Origin of the sequence: Pseudomonas sp. EA_65y_Pfl2_P74 (genome assembly GCF_963970575.1) — a bacterium.
GTDB classification, from domain to species: Bacteria; Pseudomonadota; Gammaproteobacteria; order Pseudomonadales; family Pseudomonadaceae; genus Aquipseudomonas; species Aquipseudomonas baetica_A.
Genome location: NZ_CAXAOQ010000022.1, coordinates 37,113 through 63,459, shown reverse-complemented (window position 1 = coordinate 63,459; position 26,347 = coordinate 37,113). Strand labels below are relative to the sequence as shown.

Sequence of the window (26,347 nt, the reverse complement as noted above, 5' to 3'; positions counted from 1 at the left end):
TTCAGGTGATCTCCAGCTGACGCAGGCGGGTTTCGATGCGTTGCACTGCAAGGCTGGCCTGACGTTGCAAACCACCGTTCCAGCTCAACAACGCCGGGGCCTGACGCCCCAGTTTCATCGGCCCGGCACCGCGCACCAGCAATACCAGCGTGACATCCAGATCTGGCCCGAAGTACAACGCGGCGAGGCTCGCCAGCGCCGGGTGCGCCTCACCGTCCGGCAGGAAACGTCCGGCTTGCGCCGACAGCAACGGCCCCAGCGTCAGGCGAATGCCGGCGTGTTCATCCCAAACCCGAGTACCGGCCACGGCCGTGCGCCCCAGTTGCAGATTGCGTCCACCGGGTTTGATCACGCTGCGGCTGGCGGGCGGAATCTCGCGCCAGGCACCCTCATAAGCGTTCAGTTCGACCGGCACTTCAAACTGCTCACGGACAATGGCGGCGAATCCGGCCAGCGAGCGGCGGCCATCGGCAAACAACGCCGTACAGGCCAACACCGCACAGTCCGGAACCGCTTGGCGCTCCTGCAAGGATTTGGGCAGCAACCCCGTCAGTGCGCGCAGTTGCGCCTGTACCGGCGAAGCCCCTGGCGTGACAAAGCCAAGCGCGATCCGGTGTTTGCGCATCACCTTGTACAGCAGGCTGAGCAGGCGATGCTGAAACAGATCGAGGAATTCGGCGGGCGCATGATCCTTGGCCCGGGCGCGTTGTTGCAGCCATTCCTGATAGGCGTAGGGCAGCGGGCCGTCGGGGCCGCCGAGGCCGAAGATCGGCGTGTCGAGGGTCAGCGGTGCGCCGGGCTCTTCGCACAGATTTTCGATCTGGCTGGTGGGAAACAACGGCGTCAACGGCCCTCGCAGTTTCAAGGCCTCCGCTTGGGGCGAAGTGCCGCTGCCGAGGGTTTCGGCCTGTGGTTGTTCGCGCTCCAGCAAGAGCAGCGCCTGCAACCACTCGAACGCTTGGGGATCGCGGCGCAGTCGTTGGCTCAGGGTCAGAGCGATAGGGGCATGCCGGCTTGGGGTTGCCATGCCTTGACCTCCTTGTCGGCTTGCATCAACACCGTGCGCACAAAGCGATTGGCCGTGGCGTACACCGAGAAAAACTGCGCGAGCACTGCCGAAAACAGCACTGCGCTGCTACCGACGAAATGCTGTGGATCAAGCTGCAGTTGCACCTCCAGACCGTTGCGCCAACCGCGCCAGGCATCGACGCCGACATGGCCGATCACTCGCTCGCAACTCAGGCTCAACAACCCTTCGATCTGGCGCAAAGCGCTGGCTTCGTCACGCAGGTTGTGCAGATGCAGAATCTCTTTCAATGCGTCGAGTGCCTGCGGGCCTTCGACCAGCGACAAGTGATTGAGGGTCAGTTGCGACACCAGCCGCCAGCGCGAATCACCGTCCAGTCGCGGCATGCTCTGCGGGCTTGGCGGATTGCGCAGGCGTGCCCACGCGACCGGGCCGGGGCGTTCGAAGCCCAGCGGTGTGCCGGCGGCCAGGCTCTGAGCCAAATGACGATTGGTGCAGAGCAGTTCGGCGGTGAGGCTGTAGTCGGGCAGATCCGTTTGCGGCTCGAAGCGGGTGTCGACCACGCTCACCAGCAGGTCACTGCCGAGCCGGTTCGGGGTCATGCCGCTGACTCGCCGGGCATGCCAGTAACGCTGTTGATCACCGCCGCTGTGCTGACTGCCGTAATACGCCGGCAGGCGCTGCACGCCGGCACTGGAGCTGGCACGCATGCCGCGAATGCTGTGGATCTCGACGCTGTTCTCGCGGTGGCTGTCGGCGATCAAACGGTATTCGCTGCGGGTGCCATCGGGGCGCAGCGGCTCGGAGGTGCGCGGGAACAGGTTGATGGCGGGGGCGCAACCGAGGGCGATGTCGCTGGCCTGCAAATGCAGACGGCTGGTGGGTGCACGGTCGAAAACGATGTACAGGAAGAGCGTCTGACTGTCGCTGGAAACGCCACTGAGTGGCAGATCGAAGAAGTGGAATTTGTCCGGGAAGGCAAAGTACTCGGCCAGCAGACGCATGCCCGGATGCACGCCGTCTTCGTCGGGCAGCAGCACTTCGTCGTCGCTGAAACCGACGATCTTCGGCAAGCCTTTAACGGTCACCGGAACGCTGCCCGGCGACCCTGCCAGCACCTGCACGGCATGGGCGCCGAGCAAGTCATATAAACCGGCGTTGATCACCGGCGAAGCCGCCAGATGAATACGCAACTGCTCAATGCCCAGTTGCGCCCATTGGCTGTCACCCAGGCAGCGCAGACTCAGGCGCAATGCTGAGCGAGACTGTGCCACACCCGTAAGCGCCTGGGCTTCATCGCTGCCAAGCAACAAGGCCTCTGTGACTTCAACCGGCCACAAACGCACTGCGGCACTGGTGCGAAAGTGGATGCTTTCACCTTTGCTGGTGGTGACGAACAGCGGCGTGTCGCGGGGCAGGGGATAGCCTTCGTCGAGGTTGCCTTTGCTCGGGTCCGGTTCAAATTGCACGATGGCGCAGGACGGCAACGGGCGCATGGCCAACGGGTAAAGTTGTTCGAGCAGCGCGTCGCTGAACTCGGCGTAGTCATCGTCCAGTCGTCGTTGCAGACGTGCCGCCAGCAGCGCAAAACCTTCCAGTAAACGCTCGACATGCGGGTCCGGGCATTCGCCGGGGGACAGTTCCAGGCGCCGTGCGACTTTCGGATAGCGCTCGGCAAACTGGCTGCCGGCATGCCTGAGCCAGGTCAGTTCGCGTTGATAGTAGTCGAGCAGTTGCGGGTCAATCGAGTCGCTCATGGCGCACCTCCAGCCCTTGGCCGCCAGGCTCGATGACAAACGCCACCGGCCAGTGCTGGTGGCCGCTGCGCAACTCGCCGAGCAGGCGAATGCTCATTTGCTGAGGGTGTTCGGGCAACGGATTGACCTGAACCTCGCCCAGACGCAGGCGCGGTTCAAAATGTGTGATGGCTTCGCGAATGTCTCGCGCCAGTCGACGTCGGTCGTCGCTGCGCTGCTGTTGCAGAGCGCTCCAGTCAGCGATGCCGTAGTCGATCACGCTCGGCGGTGTGGTCAGTGTGCGCGGGCCACGGCGGGTGTTGAACAGGCGCCCGAGCTCGGCGTGCACCGAGTCGAGCAAATCCTGGCGATCAAATTTCCGCGCGCCCTCAGCCTCGCTGGATGCGAGGCGTTCGAACAGCGGGGGAAGCATGCCGGTGCCTGCCATGGCCGGGGCGCCGGGTTAGCTGACGAGCTTGTTGGCGGCCATGTCCCACGTCGACGCGGCGGTGCCTTCCTTGGTGCCGTCGTCCTTCTGCGCGGTGAGTTCCCATTTGATCTTGGTGAAGTTCAGGGAAACGGTTTCCACCGGTTTGCCTCCGGTACCGCCGCTGACGCTGACGTTCGACAGCACCACGTTGGTCAGGGTGTAGATGATGAACGGCAAGAGTTGCCCGCTGCCTTCGGCGGCGTTGCGGCCGATGGTGATCTTGGCTTCTGGAATCGGCTTGCCGGCACAGCAGTATTCGTTGAGGGAAGGCGTCGAGGTGTCGACGAATTTGGTCACGGTGAACTCGCCGACGTGAGGTTTACCGGAAGTGCGCTCCGAGTTGCTGACGTCATTGGTGACTTGCATCGCGACGTTGTGGCTGTAGGACATGACTTCGATCTTGTCCGCGTAACCCTCGAGCAGGCTGTCGCCTTTGATGTCGCCGCCGAGGTCGAGAATGATTGCATCCATCGCTTGAAACTCCTGAAAGGTGTCGCGCTAGATAAAGGACAGCCCCCGCCGCACGGGCGGCGGGGGCTGCAGGTCAGGCAGCTACCGGTGGCGGCAGGGTGGCGACCAGGCGGATCGAGGCGGTCAGCTCTTCGAGTTGAAAGTGCGGCCGCAGAAACACCGTGGCCCGATAGGCGCCCGGTTTGCCGGCGACTTCGGTGACGTCCACTCGCGCTTCGCGCAACGGGTACTGCGCCTTGATTTCCTGCGGCGCGTTGTCGTTGATCAGCACGTAGTCGGCGATCCAGTTGTTGAGGTAGGTCTGCACGTTGTCGCGGGTCATGAAACTGCCGACCTTGTCGCGCATGATCACCTTCAGGTAATGGGCGAAACGCGAGGCCGCGAGCACGTACGGCAACATCGCCGAGATGCGCGCGTTGGCATTGGCCTCGTTGGTGTTGTAGAGCTTGGATTTGTTGGTGGTCTGGCCGCCGAAGAACACGGCGACGTCGCTGTTTTTCTTGTGGCACAGGGCAATGAAACCGAGGTCGTTGAGCTCTTTTTCACGGCGGTCGGTGATCGCCACTTCGGTCGGGCATTTGAGCGACAGATCGCCCGAACTGGTGCGGAACGTGTGCGCCGGCAAGCCTTCTACTGCGCCGCCACCCTCAGCGCCACGAATCGCCGCGCACCAGCCGTACTTGGCAAACGCTTCGGTGATGCGTTGCGACAACGCCCATGCGGCATTGCCCCACAGGTATTTGCTGTGGTCGGTGCCGTTGACGTCCTCGACGTAGTTGATGCCTTCCACGGGCGAGGTGTCCGGGCCGTAAGGCAGGCGCAGGAGGAAGTGCGGCAGCACCAGCGAGACGTAGCGCGAATCTTCGCTCTCACGGAACGAGCGCCACTTGATCAGCTCCTGGCTCTCGAACACTTTCGACAGATCACGCGGCACCGCCAGTTCGGTGAAGCTGTTCATGTCGAACAGTCGCGGGCTGGCGGCGGCAATGAATGGCGCGTGCGCCGCAGCGGCGACGTTCGACAGTTTTTCCAGCAGGCCGATGTCCTGCGGGTGACGGCCAAAGGTGTAGTCACCCACCAGCAGGCTGAAGGGATGGCCACCGAAGGTGCCGTATTCCTCTTCGTAGATCTTCTTGAACAGGGCGCTCTGATCGAACTCGACGGCTTTTTCCAGGTCGTTCTGCAGCTCTTTCTGGGTCACGTTGAGCAGGCGCAGTTTCAGCCGGGTGCTGGTTTCGGTGTTCTGCACCAGCATGTGCAGGCCACGCCACGAGGCTTCGAGTTTTTGCAGGTCGGGATGGTGCAGCACCTCGTTGAGCTGGGCGCTGATCAACTCGTCGATCTGGCTGATGCGGTCGTTGATCATCGCCACGGTGTCCTTGTCGATGGCCATGCCTTCGTCGAGCACCTGGGTGGCGAATTCCGCGAGCATGTCGCGGGCGTAATCCTGCTGACTGTCATCGTGGGCCATACGGCCATCGAGAATGATCTGGTCGAGCAGGGAAAGTGTCTCGGTCGTACTGTCGCTGGCTTGGTTCTTGGCGGCGGCGGGCATGGCGAATTCTCCCCTCGGTTAAGTGGACGATCAGGCTTGCGGTTCGGCCGGCGCCTCGGCATCAGCTGCCGGGGTAGCGGTGTCTGGGCGGGCCGATTTGATTTCCTGCAAGCCTTCGGTGTTGGCGATGACGTCGCGCAACAGTTTGTCCAGGTCATCGTTGCCGTCGAGTTTGGTCAACAGGTCACGCAGACGTTGGCGGGCCTCGAACAGGCGACGCAGCGGCGTGACTTGCTCCACTACCTTGACCGGGTCGAAGTCGTCGATGTGTTTGAAATTGAGTTCGATGTTCAGCTTGCTGTCGTCGCCGCTGAGGGTGTTGTTGACCTGCAACGTGGCGCGCGGGGCGATCGAGGCGAGTACTTCGTTGAAGTTGTCGCGGTCGATTTCGGTAAAACGCCGATCGGTCAGTTTCGCCAATGGTTCAAGGGGTTTGCCCGAGAGGTCGGCGAGGATGCCGACCACCAATGGCAATTCCTTTTTCTCGATGGCGTTGCCGATTTCGACGTCGTAAGTGATTTGCACTCGGGGCGGGCGCACCCGGTCGAGCTTGTGCTGAGTACTTTCTGCCATGTCGGCGGACTCCGATGCGATGAGCGGGCGCAATGCATCGGGGGGGCCCGTTCATCGCTTTCCCTTGCTGGACCGTAGGTTAGAAAGGGTGGCAGATGAGCTGTCGTTCCTTTGACAAACCTTCTTGGATTCGGCTGTAGGAACCGAACTACCCAAGACGCTAGAACAGGTCTATAAAAATGCAAGCAAAAACATTTTTGGACACGGCCGAGAAAAGGAAAATTCATTTTGTGCGGACGATTTTTTGTAGCGTTTTGGTTGGTGCTTCTGACGGGCTGTTCTTTCTTCGAGCCGACGGTGGACCTCGACAGCCTGACCCTCGACGTAGCCCCCAAGGCCAACGACGACACGCCGATTGCCGTGGATTTCATCGCCGTCAACGACCCTGATCTGCTCAAACAACTGTCCGGTATCAGCGCCAGTCAGTGGTTTGCCGAGCGCGAACAGTACCAGCGCGACTATCGTCAGTTGATGAGTGTGTGGGGGCTGGAGTTGGTGCCGGGGCAATTTATCGACCACCAACCCTTCCCGCTGGGGGGCAAGAAGGCGGCTGGACTTTTGGTCTTCGCCAGCTATAACACTCCCGGAGCGCACCGCTTGCGCCTCGATGATCAGCGTCGAGCGTGGCTGAAGTTCGACAGTCGCGAGATGAGCCTGGTCAGTCAGGAAAACTGAAACACACCGCCCGCCGCCGGATCGCGGCGAGGTCGAAGGGAGTCGTATGAGTTTGCTACCTGACGCGGTTTGCTGGCATGAAGGCATGCAATTGCTGCCGCAGCATTTTCAGTTGCAGGGGCTGCGGGCCGAAGCACTCGGCGCGCATCTGGCGCATGCGTGTAACCCGTGGTTCTGGGGCGTCAGCCACATGGAGTTTGACCCGTCGGCACTGAGCGCCGGCGTGGTGCGGGTGGTGTCGCTGCAAGGGACGATGCCCGACGGCTTGCCGGTGGATGTGCAGGCGGGTGTGGGCCCAGTGCTGGAACTGGATGTCAGCGCGGCGATCAACGCCACTGACGACGCCACCGTCACTGTGTTCCTGGCGATCAGCCCGATGTGGCGCGCCGGACAATTGCTGCCGCTCAAGGGCCGTTTGCAATCGGTCGTCGGCGAGGCGCTGCCGGATCTCACCAGCGGCCAATTCCCTGAATCGATCACGGTGTGGCGACCCAATCCACGCCTGTGCACACAACTGAACAAAGCCGACTCGATCTGCCTGCCGCTGCTGAAAATCCGCAAGGAGGGCGGAGGCTTCCTGGCGCTGGGTTATACGCCGCCAACGCCGAACCTGTTGCCCGAATCTGTGCTCGGTCGACGCATCGCCGGGCTCTGCGCGCGGGCTCGGGAGAAGTGTCTGTTTCTGGGCGGGCGCTTGCGTCAGGCGCAACAGGCCGGCAATCAGGATGATGCGCTGGAAATCCGTCGGCAGTTGACCGCGCTATGGGCACGCCTGCCGGAAGTCGAAGGTTCACTGAACAGCCGCATTGCCCAGCCGCAAAGGCTCTATGTGCAACTGCTCGGAATGGCCGGTGCATGGTCGGCGCTTGATCCGCTGGCCGGTGTGCCGGCGTTTGCGCCGCTGGATTTTCTCGAATTGCAGCGTGGTTACGACGCGGTGCTTCAGTGGCTGGAAACCACCCTCGAACTGATCCGCGCCGGCTATCGCAGCCTGCCGTTCGAACGCAGCGAGCAGAGTTTTTCCATTCAGTTGCCCGATGAGCAACCGAGCCAGCGTCTGGTCATTGGCTTGCGCATGCCAAACGGCGCCAGCGAGCAAGCCGCGATTGACTGGTTGCGCGGCGCGATCATCGCCTCGGCACCACACATCTCGCTGCTCGGTCGCCAGCGCATGAGCGGTCTGCCCCATCAAGTGATGAACCGCAGCGAGCAGGTGGCCTACAGCGTGGGCGAGGACACGCGCCTGTTTGTCATCACCGCCGAAGGCGCGTGGTTCGACGCGCAACTGCCGCTGGTGATCGCCGCCCCCGCCGCGAAGCTGACCAGCAGTCCATGGCAAGTGGTGCTGTTTGTCGCCCAGAACAGTGAAAGTGCCTGATCACACAAGGAACGCCGTATGTCGCAAGGAAGTGCCGCAAGCCTGGGGTTGCAGGACGCACCGTTGAGCAGCGCGTTCCGGCAGACGTGGCAGCAATGGCAACAGGATTGGGTGCAATTGCCCAAGGACAGCGACGACGAAGCGGCGCTGGTGGAGACGGTGGTCGAGCTGTCGACGCAGGCTTCGCAACGGCTCTGGCGCACGGCGTATTCGCGGGTCGGTGATTCGGCGACGGATCAGGTCAAGGCACTGGTTTACGCGTTTGTTGCACTGGTCGATGAAACCCTGTTGTTTACGCCGTGGCCGGGGCAAGCGGCGTGGCAGGAAAAACCGCTGGAGTCGCGGTTGTACGCCAGCCGTCAGGCGGGCGAGCAAGTGCCGGCGGCCATTCAAACCCTTCTCGATGAACAACAACCGACCACCCGCGATCTGGCCAACGTGTACTTGCAGTGCCTGATTCTCGGCTTCCACGGACGCCTGCGCGGTGAGCACACTCAGGCGCAACGGGAGAAATGGCGGCTGGCCCTGTTCAACTTTGCCTGGCAGGACGAAGCCACGTATGACGATGTCAGCCAGCGACTGGTGCAACCTTCACTGGTGGCGCCGTTGCAGTTGCCCGTGCGCACCGCGCTGCCGGACGGCTTTCGTCTGGCGTTGGGTATTCTCGCGATGGTGTTGTTGCTGACCGGACTTGGCCAGTTCCTGTGGCGTGACATTCGTTCCGAGCTCGATCCGGTGCTGCAAATGACCGATTCAGTGGCCGCGCCGGAGCAAGACTCATGAGCCCCCTGACGATTGTCGCGTGGGTCGTCGCACTGCTGGTGTTGCTGGTCATCATCGCCGTGGCCGTGTGGTGGCTACGGACCCAGAGCGGCGCGGCGATCCGCAGTTTTTATGCGTCCGTGCGCCATATGGAGCAGGAGCAGGGCAGTCACGATCGTTATCAGATGCCGTGGATGTTGATGCTCGGCGATGAAACTCAAGGCACGCAATTGGTCACCGAGTGGCGATTGCAGCCGACCGATAAACCGGCGTGGTTTGGCCGCTGGTGGTCGGACCCCGAAGGCGCTGTGCTGGTGGTGCCGCAGGCATTGTTTCTGCCGGACGACGGCATGCATTTGCAGCGCGGTGGCTGGTGGCGACTGCTTGGGTTGATCCTGCGCATGCGCAGCAAGCGGCCGCTGGACGGCGTGATCTGGACGGTGCCGGTCAGCCACCTGAGCAATCTTGAGCAGGCTGCCAGCCTTGGTCTGGCCGCACGCCGACGCTTTATCGATCTGCTGCAACGCTTTGGCTTGAGCGTGCCGGTGTACGTGATCGTCACCGGACTGGAAGAGTTGCCGGGGTTTCAGGAGCTGATCAGCGCCTTGCCCGAGGAGGCCCGTGAACGCACCTTGGGCTGGTCGTCGCCCTACGCGCGCGATGCCGTGTGGCAAGGGCAGTGGAGTGATCAGGCGCTGGATCGAATCCACCGCGCCATGGCCGAAGCCGTGATCGAAATCGGCACGTTGTCGGGGCAGTTGAGCGCCGACCTGTACGCCTTGCCGGAGCGTCTGGAGACGTTGCGCCGTGGACTTCAGAGCGTGCTCGAACCGGTTTTTCAGGGCAACGCGCAGGGCGAAGCACCGTGTTTTCGCGGTGTGTATTTCACCGCCAATGAAGCTTCAGAGGACGCCAAGGACGGCTTTTGCGCCGATGACAGCGGCTTGCAGCAGAGCGTGTTCGTGCGCCAGTTGTGGCGTCAGCGCCTGGTCGGCGAACACGGACTGGCCCAAGGCGTGCCGCGTCTGTTGCGTTTGCGTCAGCGTTGGCAGCGGCTGACAGCCGGGGTGGCGTTGGTGGTCGCAGTGGTCTGGGCGGTAGCGATGCTGTGGGTCTGGCACCAGTCGGTCAAGGATGCCCACGAACTGGCGCGGCTGATGCAGGGCGCGCAAAAGAGTTACGTGGCGGTCACCGATGAGGCGCATCGAATTGAACCGACCCGGCGCAATGTGCAGGGTTTCTGGCGGGTGCTGGAGCGAGCACCGCAATGGCGCTACGTTTCGCTGGCATTTCCGTCCTCTTGGTTTTCATCCCTGGACACCCTGCTTGAGCAGGAGCTGTTCCGCTCAGCTCAGGGTCAAATGCTCGTGCCGCTGCATGAACTGCTGGTCGCTGAACTGGCGAAAATCAAAACGATCCGCGCCACTGATCGGCGCAGCAGCATTGAAAGTGAAGACCCGGCGCAGTGGAAAAACTATCAAAAGGCCACGGATCTGGTGGACCGGGCATTACGTCTGGAGCAGCAGAACCAATTGTTTGGCGAAGTGCAGAACAATCAGCGGGCACCGCTGGACGATCTGGTGCAACTGAGCAACAGCGCTCTATCACTGAACCTCAATGCCGCGACATTGCCCCATGCCGCGTATTACAACCGGTTGTTGGCGGCGGGTGATGGCGGCAATTTGCAGGCGTTGGATTTGAGCGTCGAGCAGCCGCTGATACTGAGCAACTTCAACGGGTTGATGGAACTCTGGCTCAATCAGTATTTCCTTGCCGACAACTTTGTCAGCAAGGCCGGTTACCTCAAGTTGCACCTGGAACAACTGGAGGCCGGCAGCGGCAACAGCCTCGGTGAACTGGAAGAACTGCGCGCACTGATTGATGGCCTGCAAGCAGCGATTTCCATGACCAACGCGGCGTGGGGACGCGGCAAGGGCCAGGAACTGGTGCCCGGCTATCGCGCTTTTCTCGACAAGGTGCACAAGAGTTCATTGCTGGGGCCAACCGTGGAGCAACAACTGGAAAACCAGGCCAGCAAATTGCAGCAGAGTTTTCGTGACCAATGGATCGCCCGCGCAGGTTCACGGGACAACTTGCTGGTGCAGCAAGGCAGTGGACAACTGGCGCTGCAGGAACACGTGATCAAACTCGATAACGCCCTGCAGTCGCTATTCAAACGCGATTTTCTGGCCGTTGCCTTGCGCGCCAATCAAGACAATGGGGGCATGCAAGGCCAGACCGTGGACGGCGATGACTTCAACCTGTCGTTGAGCTATTTCGCCAGTTACAAAAGCTACGTGGCTGAAGAGCTGCCCCGGATCCCGCCGGCCTATCGCGGCGCGGTGTTGCAAGCCGCCGAAAACGCCGCCGCCCAGGCGATGTGGCTCAGCCTCAGGGATCACGACGACCGGACTCAATCGTACGCAGTGTTCAACGTGCGCGCCGAGCAGGCCATGGCCCTGCAAAAAGCCTTTGTGGAACTGCGTCGCAGTGATCTGGCGGCACGTTTGCAAGGCGGGTTGAACCGTCGGGCGATGGCGCAGATTGTCAGTGGCCTGAATGAAATCAGCGACCAGCCGCTGTTTGGCGGGCGCACTGAAGTCAGTCAGTGGGACGGCTCGAAAAACCTCGGTCTGCAACTGTACGGCGCCAGTGATGTGCAGGACTTGAAACTGAGCCTCAAGCAGCAGTTCAACACCATGCTCGGCATCACCGAACGGCGCACCTCGGCGTTGCAATGGCTGATGACTCAACAGGGCAGTCTGTCGGCGCTGGATTACGAGCGGGTGACACAGTTCAGCGCGCTCAACGACGACTTGCTCAAGTACAAGGATTCGAACCCGGCCAGCTCACCGGCGCAGATCGAGCAACTGGTCAGCCGCGATTTCATCGAGATGGATACCGCCTCGTGCGAACACGTATTACAGACCGCCAATGTTGCTCCCGGACGCAGCACGCTGGCGATGCGTGCCGTGGAACTGCAACAGTCCGCCATGCAGCGTTGCCAGTCCCTGCAACAGCAACAGGCCGCAGCGGCATGGAATGAACTGGCCAACTATTTCAATCAATACCTGGCCGATCGCTTTCCCTTCGCCAATGGCGTGCAAGCGCAGGATGCCGACCCGGCACGGGTTCAGTATTTCCTCGACATCATCGACAAACGCTTGCCGGTGGCGCAGGCCGGACTGGTCCTGAGCCAGACACCGGAACGCTTGGCGGCGGAAGATTTTCTCAATCGCCTGAAGCAGGCGAGCGTCTGGCTCAAGCCGCTGTTCGTGCGCGACAAGAGCGGCATTCTCGGCGTTGAACTGGACGTGCGTTGGCGTACCGATCGCGATGATGAAAAGGGCGCCGATAAGGTGATTGCCTGGAGCCTGCTCGCCGGCCGTCAGGAGATCAACTACCCGGCAGCCGAAGAGCCGAATCTGCGCTGGAGGGTTGGCCAGCCTATTCGCCTGACCCTGCGCTGGGCGCGTAACGGCAAGGAACGTCCGGTCAACGATCCGCTGCAACCGAACCTGGTGGTGCGCGATCTGGAGGCAGGCTGGGAGTACGGCGGGCCGTGGTCGCTGCTGCGCCTGATGCGTGCGCATTTCTCGGTGCAGCGCCAGCCGAGCATGGATTACACCGATTTCCCGCTGGCCCTGCGTTTGCCGGTGACCGGGGCGCCCGACAGCGTTACCAGTGAATTCGCACGGATGTACGTGCGCCTGTCGTTGATGAGTCAGGGCTCGAAACTGCCGCTGTCGATTGCACCGTTGCCCACGCGCGCACCGCACTCACCGTTTCAGTTCATCGGCACGACGACGGCCGCCATTGAATCGCAGAAGGAGGGATTGTGAATCTGCCATCGACCCCGTTGCCGGATCTGATTGATCAGTTGCTTGCGCCGATCAGCGCAGAAGCGCCGTGCGGCGTCGATCTGCGCTATGAACGCGAGTTCGACCAGTTGCGCGACCTGCGCCGCGAAGACGACGCCAGCCTGCCGACCGGCGTGTGGCAGTCGACGCTGAAGCGGGCGAACTGGCCGCAAGTCGAAAAGCTCACGACCACGTTGTTGCTGGAACGCAGCAAGGACCTGATGCTCAGCGCCTGGCTCGGCGAAGCGTGGCTGCACCAACAGGCGCTGGACGGTTTACCCGGTAGCCTGGCGCTGATTGCCGGTTTGTGTGAGCGTTTTCCCGACCAGTTGCACCCGCAAGCCGAGGACGGCGACCAGTCATGGCGGGTTATTCCTCTGGAATGGCTGGTGCGTCGATACAGCGAGGTGTTGCTCACCCGGGTGCCGCTGTTCGGCAGTCGCAACAGCGATTTCGAGGCCTATACCCTTGAAGTCTGGCGGCGTTTGCAGGTTCAGCAGGTGCAGGCCAACGACAGCAAGAATGCCAAGACATCGGCGCAAACCGCGAGCAATGAACAGAAGAAACTCAACGATCAGATCCGCGTTACGCCGCTGGCGTTCTGGCTACGCACCCAAGGCAATCTGCTGCTGAGCCTGCAACACCTGCAACGGCTCGACACCTGGAGCGAGGCTTATCTGGGCGATCAGGGCCCGGGGTTACGCCCGTTGCAGGACATCATTGAAGCGCTGCTGAAGCTGGTTCAGGAGTTTATCGCCATGCACCCACAACAACCGGCGTCGTCCGCGCCAATGCCCGACGTACCCGCCGCCGTGGCGCCATCGACTGAAGAAACCCCAGTGGCTCAGGTGTTTAGCGAACCGGCCAGCCGCGAAGAGGCCTACCGCCAATTGCTGCTGATCGCCGAATACCTGGCGCGCACCGAGCCCCATAGCCCGGTGCCGTATCTCATCCGGCGTGGAGTCGAGTGGGGCAACAAACCGCTGAGCGAGCTGCTTGGCGAGTTGATCTCGGCAGATGCCGAGTCACGACGTTTATGGACGTTGCTCGGGGTGCTTTAGTGCACGCGCTGATTGCCGGTTCTCGACGGCAGTTGAATCGGTGTGAGTACCGGTTGGCCTGAAAAAAACGCCACGAGGTTTTTGCCCACCAACTCGACGGTACCTCGAATGGCTTCCGGTGACAGACCGGCGACGTGTGGCGTGAGCAGCACATTGCTGAGGGCTTTCAGCGCCTCCGGCACTTGTGGTTCGTGGTCGAATACATCCAGCGCGGCACCGGCGATTCGGCGTTGTTCAAGGGCCGTGATCAGGTCCGCGGTGGCGATCACACTCGCCCGCGCAATATTGACGATGAAACCTTTGGGCCCCAGCGCATCAAGTACCGGGCGGGTTACCAGGTGCTGAGTGCCGATGCCGCCGGGTGTGGCGACGATGAGAAAGTCCGACGCCCGAGCCAATTCGGTCGGCGTCGAGCAGAACGCGTAAGGCACGTCATTGCGTACCTGACGGCTGTGATAGCTGATCGGCATGTCGAAGCCCAGGCCTGCGCGTTTGGCAATCGCCATGCCCACAGATCCCAAGCCGAGAATCCCCAAATGTTTGCCGGCCAGCGACGGACGCATGATCTTCGGCCATTCACCCCGACGCACGGCCGCATCGCAACGTGGAATGTCACGCACCAACGCCAGCAGCATGGCCATCGCGTGATCAGCCACCGACGAGGCGTTGACCCCGGCGCCATTGGTCACAGTGATCCCGCGATCACTGGCGGCTTGCAAGTCGACGTGTTCGTAACCGGCACCAATCACGGTGATGATTTTCAGCGTGGGCAGGGCGGCGATTTCGTCGGCGGTCAGGCCTAAGGGGCCACGGGTGAGCACAGCGTCGATGCGGCTGCCATGGGTGGCGATCGCTTGAGCGCGTTCGGCGGGTGTCGGCGCCAGAATCAGGTGGAAGCCCTGATGTTCAAGAATCGGCAAATAGTCATTGATGGTTTCAACCAGTACCAGAACGGATGCGGGCATTGCGCGGCTCCTGTGATCGTCGGTGTCGAGGGCATCAAATGAGTTTCAGAGTGCTGATAGCAAGGCAGCATGGCAATGTTCGACATTCAAGCATGGGTGCTTTGATTCTGGACGGCTTCGCGCAAGAAGCAAGGGCCGCAGCACACCGGCTATCCAGTGCGCTCAAGGTTGGCGACTGATCGTGTTTGAGCGGGACGGTCAGCAGTCTCGTATCGACGCCGCAGTACGGCGCAGCGGCATCGATTCGCGAGGCGCCCCGTCAGAATGTCACATCGGCACTGTTGATTAACCGTGCGAAGGCTGCACCGAGGGTTGCGTTGTGATGGTCGATGATGGCTTGGGCGGCCAACAGCGGAGTGTCCATGCAAGTGTGGGCATCGGCCACCAGCACGGGTTTGAGACCCAGATCGGCGGCGGCGCGACAGGTGCTGTCGATGCAGAACTGAGTCTTCATGCCTACGATGTAAAGCTCTCCGATTTTTTCGGTTTTGAGTTGTTGCGCCAGTTCAGTTCCGTGGAAGGCATTAGGGCGGGATTTGTCAAAGAGAATGTCGATTTCAGCGTCCAGTTCAAGCGCTGGCAGCAATTGCCAGAATGGGCTGCCCGCGGCAATCGGCGAACCTTGTGGGCCAGTGTGGCGCACGGCGAAGATCGGAACGTTTTGTTGACGCGCCTTTTTGATCAAGTGCTGGATGTTGGCGAGCACCCGTTCGCCGTCGTGGGGGGCTTGCGGACCCTGGAACAGACCGACCTGCATATCGATAATCAACAGTGCTGCGCACATGTGTTTCTCCTTGAGTGACAAAAATTGCCGCACGGACGGGAGAAACAACAAGGCCCCGTCCATTGCTGGCGGGGCCTTGGGTTTGCTGCGCTGGGGTTACCTCAGGCACAAACACCACGACCCGCCGGTGGCGGTCGTGGTGGTACGGGTGAGGTGCAGCGCGCGAAGGTTCATGGGGCTGATCATGCTGGCCGTGTTGCCGGGCTGTCAATGACCGAATCAGGTGAAGTATTGAGCGGCGCCGTTCTCTTTTTTGACTTCCACGCGGTTGATGTACACGCCTTTGCGAGCAAGCCCGCGCGCAGTTGTGTGCGATACACCCCACCATTTACTAATAGGTCCAAACCTGAGTCGCACGTTGGTTACCTGCAATCTGTCAGATATTTCGTCAGCTTTTGTAGCTGATAAACGCGATTCTTGGCTTCCGTGTAAAGACATCCGTAGTTACGTGCCAATGCCCACAAATTCTTGCGTCGTTGCCTACGCGTGCGCCAGAATCCGCCGGCTTGTGCGCCTGGAGGGCGGTCGGTAACTTGGTTCGCATCACTGATTTCCAGTGATCGGGCTTAGCGGTCCGAATAAACGACATCGGTTGTACAAGCGACATTCAGTCAGGCACCCCTTCGCCTGCACTCTATGGTGGCTGTGCGCATGGCGCCCTCGGGCGCACCGGTTTTTGTTGCTTATCCGGTCCGCTAACTTGCGCACAGCTGCCACCCTTTCGCTTAGCGGCGAAATCGTTGCGGCCTCTTATAGAGAAAGCGACTATGTTCAAGGTAACGCCAAACCCGCCGAATCCCGATCCGGCATCCCCCTACGAATCCCCTGGCTCCAAGAAATTCCACGAAGCCGCCGAGCGCGCCCTCGACCACTACCTGGATCCGCCAGCCGCCAAAGTCATGGCCGCGCCCTACGCACCCAATCGCCTGTACATGGCCAACCCCGCCGCCGGCAACGAACCCCTGCTGGCCGATGCGAGCGAAACCCTCGGTTCGGCCAACGTCATGCTCAACAACTTCGCCGCCCTGCTGGAAGGCACCCATCGCCAGACCGCATTAGGCATCGCCCAGAACGTGATGCTGGCTGAACTGGCGGTCAATCAGGTGCTCGATAATCTGGTGCCCACGGAATAAGCCAAACGCTGCGGCGGGGTCATTCGCCTCGCCGCAGTCTCTGTCATTGCGTTGTATGAGGCGGCCTGCTCGACTCCCGGATTTTGCCTGCGAAACCCTCGGATCCATCCGCTTTCCGGCAAGCGATGAGCGCGAAATCATGAGGACACAATGCAGTCTGAGCAGCCACTGCCAACAGCCAAGGAAGGCCAGTTTTGCATTTCACTTGGATTCATATTGGGTCGATCGGTCTGATCAAGTTTTTTCGGTCACATGTGGCACTGAAACATGCCTAAAAACGACAGTTAACCTTTCCATGGCCGACATATATTTTGCCAAAAGCGACATTCAATAATCTGATCCGTACAACCATTGCTCAGCTAAGTCTTTGCTTCTGTTGATTTATCACGGAGAATCGTGCCCCTGTTTCGGCCGGAGCATGTCTGTCGGTTTTTTCCGACGCGTCCTGACCGAGTGGCAAGTGACCGGAATGCGGAGATCCGACCGGATGAATGAGCAGGCCAATAGCGTCAACGAACGCTATGAAGCAGCACCAGCCGAGCTGTCGAGCTGGAGTCGCCAGGACACCACCTGGATGTTGGGACTGTTTGGGACGGCGATTGGCGCCGGTACCCTGTTTTTGCCAATCAATGCGGGGCTGGGCGGCTTCTGGCCGCTGGTGATTCTCGCGCTGCTGGCGTTCCCGATGACGTTCTACGCACACCGTGGCCTGACCCGTTTTGTGCTCTCCGGTCGCGAAGGCGCCGACATCACTGAAGTGGTCGAGCAGCATTTCGGCATCAAGGCCGGGGCGCTGATCACATTGCTGTACTTTTTCGCCATTTTCCCGATTCTGCTGATCTATAGCGTGGGCCTGACCAACACGGTTGCCAGTTTCCTCGAACACCAACTGCACATTACGCCGCCACCGCGGGTGATTTTGTCGTTTGTGCTGATCCTCGGTCTGCTGGCGGTGGTACGTTGCGGCGAGCAGGTGATCGTCAAGGCGATGAGCCTGATGGTTTACCCGTTTATCGTCGCGCTGCTGTTTCTGGCGGTGTACCTGATCCCGCACTGGAATGGCGGCATCCTCGCCACCGCTTCGCACGTACCGGCGCCATCCGCGTTGCTGCATACGCTGTGGCTGGCCATTCCGGTGATGGTGTTCTCGTTCAACCACTCGCCGATCATTTCCGCGTTTGCGGTCGATCAGAAGCGTCGTTACGGCGTTCACGCACAAGAGCGCAGTTCGCAGATCCTGTCCCGCGCTCATGCGTTGATGGTGCTGATGGTGCTGTTCTTCGTGTTCAGTTGCGTGCTGACGCTGTCGCCCGCGCAACTGGCTGAAGCGAAGGCGCAGAACCTGTCGATCCTGTCGTACCTGGCCAACCACTTCAGCAACCCGACCATCGCCTTCGCGGCGCCGTTGATTGCATTTGTGGCGATTTCCAAGTCGTTCCTCGGTCATTACATCGGTGCCAGCGAAGGTCTGAAAGGTCTGATCGTCAAGAGCGGCAAGCGTCCGGGGGCGAAAGCGCTGGATCGCATTGTGGCGGCGTTCATGCTGGTCATCTGCTGGATCGTGGCGACGCTGAACCCGAGCATTCTGGGCATGATTGAAACCATCGGCGGCCCGGTGATTGCGGCCATTCTGTTTTTGATGCCGATGTACGCGATTCGTAAAGTGCCGGCGATGGCGCGCTATCGTGGGCAGGCGTCGAACGTGTTTGTCACGGCTGTGGGGCTGGTGGCGATTTCGGCGTTGATTTATTCGCTGACGGCGTAGGCCAAAGCGCCGGATACTCAGCTACAGTGGCCGCTGTGCGTGATGCGCACAGCGGCTTTTTTTCGTCTGGAGACAGTGGATTGTCGAGCGCCCCGCAACCTGTTGAACCCACCCACCGCTGGCAGGACGTACTCGCCGGCCTGTCGATTGCCGGGCTTCTGTTGCCTGAAGCCGTCGCGTATTCGACCATCGCCGCGCTGGCGCCGCAGGCCGGAGTCATCGCGCTGTTTGCCGGTTTGCTCTGTTACGGGTTGTTCGGCACCAGTCGCTTTGCGATTGTTTCGGCCACCTCGTCATCCGCGGCGGTGCTGGCGGCGGCGACGGCGACGCTGGCTCAGGGTGATCCACAATTACGCTCGACCTTGGCGGTCGGCTTGGTGCTGGTCACCGGGGCGCTGTTTTTTCTGGCCGGGATCTTTCGTTTCGGCAGCGTCACCGCGTTCATCGCCAAACCGGTGTTGCGCGGATTTGCCTTTGGTCTGGCGCTGACGATCATTCTCAAACAGGTTGCCAGCGTCGTCGGTGTGCATCTGAGCGACGCCAATCTGGTGCGCTTCGCCCCGCAACTGCTGGAGCAACTGCCGCAATGGAACTGGCCGGCGGCGGGCGTCGCCGCTGTGGCGCTGGTGTTGCTGGGGCTGTTCTCACGCTTTCCACGGGTGCCGGGTGGCTTGCTGGTGGTGGTGATCGGCATTGTGGCCGGGCAATGGCTGAACCTGCCGGCGTATGGCGTGAAGATGATCGGACTCATCGATCTGAGCCTGGAAGTGCCGACTCTGCCAGTGCTGCCATTTGCTGATTGGCTGCGGTTGGGGGAGGTGGGGTTTGCGCTGGTGATGATTCTGTATGCGGAGTCTTTCGGCTCGATCAGTTCGTTTGCGCTCAAGCATGGCGATCGGGTGACTTCCAATCGCGATCTGCTGGCATTGGGGGCGTCGAACCTGTTGTCCGGGTTGTTTCATGGCATGCCGGCAGGGGCAGGGTATTCGGCGACATCGGCGAATGAGGCGGCGGGTGCGACTTCACGCTGGGCGGGTGGGGTTGCGGCGATGGTGGTGTTGCTGATCGTGCTGACGGTGTTGCCATGGATCGCCCTGACGCCGGAGCCGATTCTTGCCGCCATCGTCATGCATGCGCTGGGCAGGGGCTTGAGCTTGCAGCCGCTGGGTCGCTACTTCATTTGGCGCCGGGATCGGGTATTGGTGCTCTGTGCTGTGGGCGCGGTGCTGGTATTGGGCGTGCTGGATGGTTTGCTGGTGTCGGTGGCAATCAGTGTATTGCTGATGCTCAAGCAGATGTCGGCGGCGGATATTCAGGTACTGGGGCGGATTGACGGCGGGCATGATTTCGTCGACTTGCAGCGTCATCCGAGCGCGACAACGGAGTCGGGTGTGTTGATTGTGCGGCCCAGTGAGGCGTTGTTCTTTGCCAATGTCGAACGGATTCTCGGCGCGGCGTTGCATTTGGTCCGCCATTCGCCGGTGCCGGTGCACACGGTGATCCTCAGCCTGGAGGAAACGCCCAACCTGGATGGCACCAGCATCGAGGCCATGCAGGAGTTTTTTCTGCGGGTGGATCAGGAGGGTAAGCGACTGATCCTGGCGCGGCTCAAACATGAGGCCAAGAGTGCCTTGGCGAAGCTGCCGGAGGTTTCTGCCAATGACGTGATTCTCAGCGGGCTAAGTGTCGATGGCGCTGTCCAGCAAGCCCAATCCCACAGGTAATTTGAGTCCGATTGTTTGGGGTATAAAAAAACGCCGCTCATCTCACGATGGGCGGCGTTTTTCATTGCGTTGCAGCGTTAGGCTTGAACGACCGGGATGTTGGCGTTCGCAGCCGCTTCACGGAACTCGGCAATCTGGTCGAAGGACAGGTAGCGGTAGATATCGGCCGCCATGCTGTCGATCTTGCCAGCGTATTCCATGTACTCCTCGACGGTCGGCAGGCGACCCAGGATCGAAGCAACGGACGCCAGCTCGGCCGAAGCCAGGTAGACGTTCGCGCCGTCGCCCAGACGGTTCGGGAAGTTACGGGTGGAGGTCGACACCACGGTGCTGTTCGGCTCAACGCGTGCCTGGTTACCCATGCACAGCGAGCAGCCTGGCATTTCCATGCGAGCACCAGCCTTGCCGTAGATGCCGTAGTAGCCTTCTTCGGTCAGTTGGTGAGCGTCCATTTTGGTCGGCGGCGACAGCCACAGACGGGTTGGCAGCTGACCCTTGACCTGGTCCAGCAGTTTACCGGCAGCGCGGAAGTGACCGATGTTGGTCATGCACGAACCGATGAACACTTCGTCGATCTTCTCGCCAGCAACGCTGGACAGCAGACGGGCGTCGTCCGGATCGTTCGGCGCGCAGAGCACAGGCTCGTTGACGTCGGCCAGATCGATTTCGATGACTTCGGCGTATTCGGCGTCGGCATCGGCTTCCATCAGCTCAGGGTTGGCAACCCAGGCTTCCATTGCTTGCGCGCGACGTTCCAGGGTACGTGCATCGCCGTAGCCTTCGCCGATCATCCAGCGCAGCAGGGTGATGTTGGAGTTCAGGTACTCGGTGATCGACTCTTTCGACAGCTTGATGGTGCAACCGGCAGCCGAACGTTCGGCCGAGGCGTCGGACAGCTCGAAAGCCTGTTCCAGCGTCAGACCTTCCAGGCCTTCGATTTCCAGGATGCGTCCGGAGAAGGCGTTCTTCTTGCCTTTCTTCTCGACGGTCAGCAGACCGTTCTGAATGGCGAAGTAAGGAATGGCATGAACCAGGTCACGCAGGGTGATGCCGGGTTTCATTTTGCCTTTGAAGCGCACCAGGATCGATTCCGGCATGTCCAGCGGCATGACGCCGGTGGCAGCGGCGAACGCGACCAGACCGGAACCGGCCGGGAACGAGATGCCCATCGGGAAACGGGTGTGCGAGTCACCACCGGTACCGACGGTGTCCGGCAGCAGCATGCGGTTGAGCCACGAGTGGATGATGCCGTCGCCCGGACGCAGGGAAACGCCGCCACGGGTCATGATGAAGTCAGGCAGGGTGTGGTGGGTGGTCACGTCGATCGGCTTTGGATAAGCCGCGGTGTGGCAGAAGGACTGCATCACCAGATCAGCGGAGAAGCCCAGGCATGCCAGGTCTTTCAGTTCGTCACGGGTCATTGGACCGGTGGTGTCCTGAGAGCCGACGGTGGTCATCTTCGGTTCGCAGTAGGTGCCAGGACGAACGCCTTGGCCTTCTGCCAGACCGCAAGCCTTGCCGACCATTTTCTGCGCCAGGGTGAAGCCCTTGGTGCTTTCAGCCGGTGCTTCAGGCTTCTTGAACAGGTCGAACGCAGGCAGACCCAGTTCGGCGCGCGCCTTCTCGGTCAGGCCGCGGCCGATGATCAGCGGAATACGACCGCCGGCACGGACTTCGTCCAGCAGCACAGGGGTCTTCATTTCGAAGGTGGTGATGACTTCGTCGGTACCGTGCTTGCAGACTTTGCCGGCGTGCGGGTACAGGTCGATCACGTCGCCCATGTTCATGTTCGAGACGTCGAACTCGATTGGCAGTGCGCCGGCATCTTCCATGGTGTTGTAGAAGATCGGAGCGATTTTGCTGCCGAAGCAGAAACCGCCAGCGCGCTTGTTCGGCACGTAAGGAACGTCGTCACCGAAGAACCACAGCACCGAGTTGGTGGCCGATTTACGCGAGGATCCGGTACCGACCACGTCACCGACGTAGGCGATCGGGAAGCCTTGACCGCGCATTTCTTCGATCTGCTTCATCGGGCCGATGGCGCCCTGCTGATCAGGAACGATGCCGTCGCGAGCCATTTTCAGCATGGCCAGCGCGTGCAGCGGGATGTCTGGACGCGACCAGGCATCAGGGGCAGGGGACAGGTCGTCGGTGTTGGTTTCGCCGGTGACCTTGAACACGCGCAGGCTGATCTTGTCGGCCAGGGTCGGGCGGTTCTTGAACCACTCGCCGTCAGCCCAGGATTGCAGCACGGCTTGGGCGTGAGCATTGCCGTTCTTGGCTTTTTCGGCCACGTCGTGGAACGCATCGAACATCAGCAGGGTGTGCTTGAGTTGCGCGGCAGCGACGGGCGCCAGTTCGGCGTCGTCCAGCAGGTCAACCAGGGTCACGATGTTGTAGCCGCCCTGCATGGTGCCGAGCAGTTCTACAGCGCGTTTTTTGTCCAGCAGAGGGGAGGCAACTTCGCCCTTGGCCAGTGCAGACAGGAAGCCGGCTTTAACGTAAGCCGCTTCGTCCACGCCAGGTGGAATGCGATTGGTGATCAGGTCAACGAGAAATTCTTCTTCGCCAGCCGGAGGGTTCTTCAGCAGCTCGACCAGGCCTGCTGTTTGTTCGGCGTTAAGCGGCTGGGGAACGATACCCAGGGCTGCACGCTCTTCGATATGTTTGCGGTAGGCTTCAAGCACAGTTATTACCCTCATCAGTGGTCCCAAATGGGTGTCCGGGACGCTCATCCCGAAATGGCCGTACTCATGCACCTCGCGACGTTGTGGGTCGCTTGGCCAGAATTACCGGCTATTCCTTACAGAAGCTGCTTTCAAAGTTTTACGCCTGCAGAACGGGGAGCTGATGAGGGTTGGCGTTGAGTTTTTCCCCGCTGGAAAAACCCTTCGCCAACACCGCTCTGAAGGAACGACTGTGCTCGTGACGCTTTGAAAACAGCTTCTAACGGACATTGGCGCCTTAAAAGGCTGGCTGATTCTACGGCAAAAAAAAATTAAAGGTAAGTTAGGCCCTCAAGTTTGAGGGGTGATCAATGTTAGACAAAGGGCTAACATGCCGACCTGTTCCGCGTTTCAGTGCCTTTGCCAACCTTATGCCCAATCAGACCATCAAGACCCCCTGCGTCGGCCTCTGCTCCACTGTTTACGGTGATCTGGTGTGCCGTGGCTGCAAGCGTTTCCATCACGAAGTGATCAACTGGAATGGTTACAACGAGGAGGAAAAACGTGCGGTGTGGCTGCGTCTGGAGCAATTGCTGTCACAAGTGATGGCGGCCAAGGTCGAGATCTTTGATTCGGCGCGTCTGCGTCAGCAACTGGAGCAGCGCAAGATCCGCTTTGTGCCCCATCAGTCCGAGTATTGCTGGGCGTATCAGCTGATTGCCCGAGGGGCGCGGGTGATCATTAATCTGGAAGCCTACGGGATGGTGCTGCTGCCGGAGTTTCGCGACTGGAACCTGCCGGAACTGCGCGATGCCATTGATCGGGAATTCTTCCTGTTATCGGAAGCGCACTATCAGCGCTACATCGCACCGGGCTTTCTCAAAGACGCGTTTGGCGCCTGAAGGTCAAAAGTTTCGCGAGCAAGCCCGCTCCCACACGGGAATGCATTTCAAACCGTGGGAGCGGGCTTGCTCGCGAAGAGGCCCTGTGTGACGCCGCAAAACTTAATGCTTCACCGCCAATTCCAGCAAATGATCCTCAACCTCCTGCGGCTTGAGCACCAACACATCGCTTTCCAGCGTATCGAGCACCACCTCCGCCGTATTGCCGATCAACGCACCTGACAATCCGGTACGCGCCACGGTGCCGATTACGGTCACGGCTGCTTGCAGTTTGTGCGCCATGAACGGAATCAACACATCCGCTGGGCCTTCCTCGATGTGCAGATGCTCGTCATCGACATCGAACTCCGCCTGGAACGCCCTGCATTGCTCGCGATACTTCGCCTCGATTGTCGATTTGAGCTGGAAGGTCGGGTCGGCTGCCGACAGCATCGGCGACGGATGGGCGCTGATCACATGCAGATGCCCTTTGGCCAGGCTGGCAATATCAAACCCATGATCAATGATCGTGGTATGCAGATGGCGGTGTTCACCGTCGGCATTGCCGACATCGACCGCCGCCAGAATGACTCTGTCTTTCCAGGGCGTAGAGGTTTTCACCAGCAGCACCGGGGTCGGGCAGTGGCGCAACAGCTTCCAGTCCGCCGGGGTCAGCAGGGCTTTTTTCAACGAGCTGTCAGGGAAGTGCTGTTTGATCACCAGCCCGCAACCCTCGGCCTGCTGCACGTCGGTGATGGTTTCATGCAGGCTCTCGTTCCAGGCCTGTTCGGTGGTGACGCTGTAACCGTCCGCCAGCAGGGCGGCTTTGAGCACGCCGAGCATGCCGGCATGGTCGTGCTTCTTGTCGCACACCAGCAGGTGCAGATGGGCCTGGGTCACACCTGCGATCAACTTGGCGCGCTTGAGCGCCAGGCTCTCCGAATGTTCGGGTTCGATGACCACCAGAATGCTGCGAATGGCTTGCATGAGCGGAGTCTCCAGCGAGTAAAGGGCACGGCGTTGCACAACTATAGTTGCTGCGCCAGCACCTGCGACTTGATGCATATCAACGCCAGCCGCTGGTGGTCTTCGGGCAGGCCGGTATAATCGGCGCCCTTCGCTCGAACACCTTGACCGTGAGCCCCATGATCCTTCCCGAAATCCACGAATTCCTTGGCTGCCGCACACCCGATGCCTGGGTTCAGGCCGCACTGGCCGATCAGGAAACCCTGCTGATCGACCACAAGAACTGCGAGTTCAAGGCTGCCAGCACCGCGCTGAGCCTGATTGCCAAGTATCACTCCCACGTCGACCTGATCAACATGATGTCGCGTCTGGCCCGGGAAGAACTGGTGCACCACGAGCAAGTCATGCGCCTGATGAAACGCCGCAAGATCGAGTTGCGTCAACTGCATGCCGGCCGATACGCCTCGGGCCTGCGTAAAGTGGTGCGCAGCCACGAGCCAGTGAAACTGGTGGATACGCTGGTGGTCGGTGCATTCATCGAAGCGCGCAGTTGTGAGCGGTTCGAAGCACTGGTGCCACATTTGGACGAAGAACTCGGCAAGTTTTACTTCGGCCTGTTGAAAAGCGAAGCCCGGCATTTTCAAGGGTATCTGAAGCTGGCTTATCAGTATGGTGAGGCCAGGGATGTGGCTCAGGTGATCGATAAGGTGCGTGCGGCCGAACAGGAACTGATCGAATCGCCGGACGCCGAATTCCGTTTCCACAGCGGTGTGCCGGCGCTAGCCTGAAGCTCAAACTGTCGCAGCCTTCGGGGACTCTCCGATTGCCAGGGGTGCGATTGAGCCAAGAATATTCTGCATGATGCCTGCCGGTGTGATTCGATGCATGCCGCCAGCGTCTAGCCTCAGTGTCCCCGCAATCCCACGGGGCGAGACTTCGGAACCCGGCATGCAAGCGCTGTTGAACGAGATCCTTGATGCTGTCCGGCCCCTGATCGGGCAGGGCAAAGTGGCTGACTACATTCCTGCCCTCGGCACCGTGGCGCCCAACCAGTTGGGCATCGCTGTGTACGGTAACGACGGCGAGATGTATTGCGCCGGCGACGCCGAGACGCTGTTCTCGGTGCAGAGTATTTCCAAGGTGTTCAGCCTGGTGCAGGCCATTGAACATTCCGGTGAGGCGATCTGGGAGCGTCTGGGCCATGAGCCGTCCGGTCAGCCGTTCAACTCGTTGGTGCAGCTGGAATTCGAACGCGGTCGCCCGCGCAATCCGTTCATCAACGCCGGCGCGCTGGTGATCTGCGACATCAACCAGTCGCGCTTTGCCGCACCGACCTTGTCGATGCGTGACTTCGTCCGGCGTCTGTCGGGCAATCCGCAGATCATGATCGATGGCAAAGTCGCCGACTCTGAATACCAGCACCGTGCACGCAACGCGGCAATGGCGTACCTGATGCAATCGTTCGGCAACTTCCACAACGACGTCGAATCAGTGTTGCGCAGTTACTTCAGCCACTGCGCGCTGCGCATGAACTGCATCGATCTGGCCCGGGCCTTTTGCTTTCTGGCCAATGACGGCTACTGCAAGCACAGCGGCGAACAGATTCTGACGCGACGCCAGACCCAGCAGGTTAACTCGATCATGGCCACCAGCGGTTTGTATGACGAGGCGGGCAACTTCGCCTATCGCGTCGGCCTGCCGGGCAAGAGTGGCGTCGGCGGCGGGATTGTCGCGGTGGTGCCTGGGCAGTTCACGGTTTGCGTGTGGTCGCCGGAATTGAATGCTGCCGGTAATTCGCTGGCGGGCATGGCGGCGCTGGAGATGCTCAGTTCGCGCATTGGCTGGTCGGTGTTCTGACCCGATTAGCCAGGCTCT

General features: G+C 60.6%; 21 protein-coding genes. 11 read left to right on the top strand and 10 right to left on the bottom strand.

What is annotated here, in order from left to right; translation table 11 throughout:
* Position 1: 1 nt before the first annotated feature.
* The 6 genes from tssG to tssB all read right to left on the bottom strand — a co-directional run bounded on the left by tssG (position 2) and on the right by tssB (position 5,852).
* On the bottom strand, positions 2-1,027 hold the full coding sequence (tssG, locus tag AACY18_RS18330) for a type VI secretion system baseplate subunit TssG (RefSeq protein ID WP_339432715.1): 1,026 nt from the start codon (positions 1,025-1,027) through the stop codon (positions 2-4).
* Complete coding sequence (gene tssF / locus AACY18_RS18325) at positions 991-2,784, bottom strand: type VI secretion system baseplate subunit TssF (protein ID WP_339465617.1); 1,794 nt, start codon at positions 2,782-2,784, stop codon at positions 991-993. The genes tssG and tssF overlap by 37 nt, the downstream gene beginning before the upstream one ends.
* Positions 2,768-3,211, bottom strand: coding sequence for a type VI secretion system baseplate subunit TssE (gene tssE, locus AACY18_RS18320; protein WP_339465614.1), 444 nt, complete (start codon positions 3,209-3,211; stop codon positions 2,768-2,770). Before tssE ends, tssF begins: the two co-directional genes overlap by 17 nt.
* A 15-nt stretch (positions 3,212-3,226) precedes the next feature.
* A complete protein-coding gene (locus tag AACY18_RS18315; RefSeq protein WP_221732671.1) occupies positions 3,227-3,724 on the bottom strand; it encodes an Hcp family type VI secretion system effector in 498 nt (165 codons plus the stop codon).
* 73 nt (positions 3,725-3,797) lie between these two features.
* Positions 3,798-5,279: a type VI secretion system contractile sheath large subunit gene (gene tssC / locus AACY18_RS18310; protein WP_339432712.1), complete on the bottom strand. Its 1,482-nt coding sequence runs from the start codon at positions 5,277-5,279 to the stop codon at positions 3,798-3,800.
* Positions 5,280-5,309: 30 nt separating this feature from the next.
* Positions 5,310-5,852, bottom strand: a complete 543-nt coding sequence (gene tssB, locus AACY18_RS18305) for a type VI secretion system contractile sheath small subunit (RefSeq protein ID WP_339465613.1) — start codon at positions 5,850-5,852, stop codon at positions 5,310-5,312.
* A gap of 228 nt (positions 5,853-6,080) precedes the next feature.
* Here tssB and AACY18_RS18300 point away from each other — a divergent pair, with 228 nt between their 5' ends.
* From AACY18_RS18300 to tssA, 5 genes are read left to right on the top strand one after another with little or no spacing between them, the layout of a single operon-like run.
* Complete coding sequence (locus tag AACY18_RS18300) at positions 6,081-6,527, top strand: type VI secretion protein (RefSeq protein ID WP_339432710.1); 447 nt, start codon at positions 6,081-6,083, stop codon at positions 6,525-6,527.
* A gap of 46 nt (positions 6,528-6,573) precedes the next feature.
* Entirely contained in the window at positions 6,574-7,905 is a 1,332-nt protein-coding gene (tssK, locus tag AACY18_RS18295; protein ID WP_339432709.1) for a type VI secretion system baseplate subunit TssK, read from the top strand.
* Positions 7,906-7,923: 18 nt separating this feature from the next.
* Positions 7,924-8,688: a DotU/TssL family secretion system protein gene (locus tag AACY18_RS18290; protein ID WP_339465612.1), complete on the top strand. Its 765-nt coding sequence runs from the start codon at positions 7,924-7,926 to the stop codon at positions 8,686-8,688.
* Positions 8,685-12,509, top strand: a complete 3,825-nt coding sequence (locus AACY18_RS18285) for a type VI secretion system protein (RefSeq protein WP_339465611.1) — start codon at positions 8,685-8,687, stop codon at positions 12,507-12,509. Before AACY18_RS18290 ends, AACY18_RS18285 begins: the two co-directional genes overlap by 4 nt.
* The gene (gene tssA / locus AACY18_RS18280; protein ID WP_339432706.1) at positions 12,506-13,588 is read left to right on the top strand and encodes a type VI secretion system protein TssA; all 1,083 of its coding nucleotides are present in this window, start codon (positions 12,506-12,508) and stop codon (positions 13,586-13,588) included. The genes AACY18_RS18285 and tssA overlap by 4 nt, the downstream gene beginning before the upstream one ends.
* Here tssA and AACY18_RS18275 read toward each other — a convergent pair.
* Positions 13,585-14,553 carry a 2-hydroxyacid dehydrogenase gene (locus AACY18_RS18275; RefSeq protein ID WP_339465610.1) on the bottom strand — a complete coding sequence of 323 codons (969 nt, stop codon included), beginning with the start codon at positions 14,551-14,553 and terminating at the stop codon, positions 13,585-13,587. The two genes, tssA and AACY18_RS18275, sit on opposite strands and share 4 nt — an antisense overlap.
* Before the next feature lie 259 nt (positions 14,554-14,812).
* The gene (locus AACY18_RS18270) at positions 14,813-15,337 is read right to left on the bottom strand and encodes a cysteine hydrolase family protein (RefSeq protein WP_339465608.1); all 525 of its coding nucleotides are present in this window, start codon (positions 15,335-15,337) and stop codon (positions 14,813-14,815) included.
* 767 nt (positions 15,338-16,104) lie between these two features.
* On the opposite strand from AACY18_RS18270, the gene AACY18_RS18265 reads away from it, so the two are divergent.
* The 3 genes from AACY18_RS18265 to AACY18_RS18255 all read left to right on the top strand — a co-directional run bounded on the left by AACY18_RS18265 (position 16,105) and on the right by AACY18_RS18255 (position 19,959).
* Positions 16,105-16,470: a DUF6124 family protein gene (locus AACY18_RS18265; RefSeq protein ID WP_339465606.1), complete on the top strand. Its 366-nt coding sequence runs from the start codon at positions 16,105-16,107 to the stop codon at positions 16,468-16,470.
* A gap of 487 nt (positions 16,471-16,957) precedes the next feature.
* Entirely contained in the window at positions 16,958-18,235 is a 1,278-nt protein-coding gene (locus AACY18_RS18260; protein ID WP_339465642.1) for an HAAAP family serine/threonine permease, read from the top strand.
* A gap of 80 nt (positions 18,236-18,315) precedes the next feature.
* Positions 18,316-19,959: a SulP family inorganic anion transporter gene (locus tag AACY18_RS18255; RefSeq protein WP_339465605.1), complete on the top strand. Its 1,644-nt coding sequence runs from the start codon at positions 18,316-18,318 to the stop codon at positions 19,957-19,959.
* Between the two features lie 77 nt (positions 19,960-20,036).
* Here AACY18_RS18255 and acnB read toward each other — a convergent pair whose 3' ends face one another.
* On the bottom strand, positions 20,037-22,646 hold the full coding sequence (acnB, locus tag AACY18_RS18250; RefSeq protein ID WP_339432750.1) for a bifunctional aconitate hydratase 2/2-methylisocitrate dehydratase: 2,610 nt from the start codon (positions 22,644-22,646) through the stop codon (positions 20,037-20,039).
* 410 nt (positions 22,647-23,056) lie between these two features.
* On the opposite strand from acnB, the gene AACY18_RS18245 reads away from it, so the two are divergent.
* Positions 23,057-23,527 (top strand): DUF1289 domain-containing protein, encoded by a 471-nt coding sequence (locus AACY18_RS18245; protein ID WP_221732659.1) that lies wholly within the window; start codon positions 23,057-23,059, stop codon positions 23,525-23,527.
* Positions 23,528-23,629: 102 nt separating this feature from the next.
* On the opposite strand, the gene AACY18_RS18240 is transcribed toward AACY18_RS18245, so the two are convergent.
* Positions 23,630-24,493, bottom strand: a complete 864-nt coding sequence (locus AACY18_RS18240) for a universal stress protein (RefSeq protein WP_339432702.1) — start codon at positions 24,491-24,493, stop codon at positions 23,630-23,632.
* A gap of 158 nt (positions 24,494-24,651) precedes the next feature.
* Between AACY18_RS18240 and AACY18_RS18235 the strand changes: the two genes are divergently transcribed.
* Entirely contained in the window at positions 24,652-25,260 is a 609-nt protein-coding gene (locus AACY18_RS18235; RefSeq protein ID WP_339432701.1) for a tRNA-(ms[2]io[6]A)-hydroxylase, read from the top strand.
* Positions 25,261-25,420: 160 nt separating this feature from the next.
* Entirely contained in the window at positions 25,421-26,329 is a 909-nt protein-coding gene (gene glsB / locus AACY18_RS18230; RefSeq protein WP_339432700.1) for a glutaminase B, read from the top strand.
* Positions 26,330-26,347 lie beyond the last annotated feature (18 nt).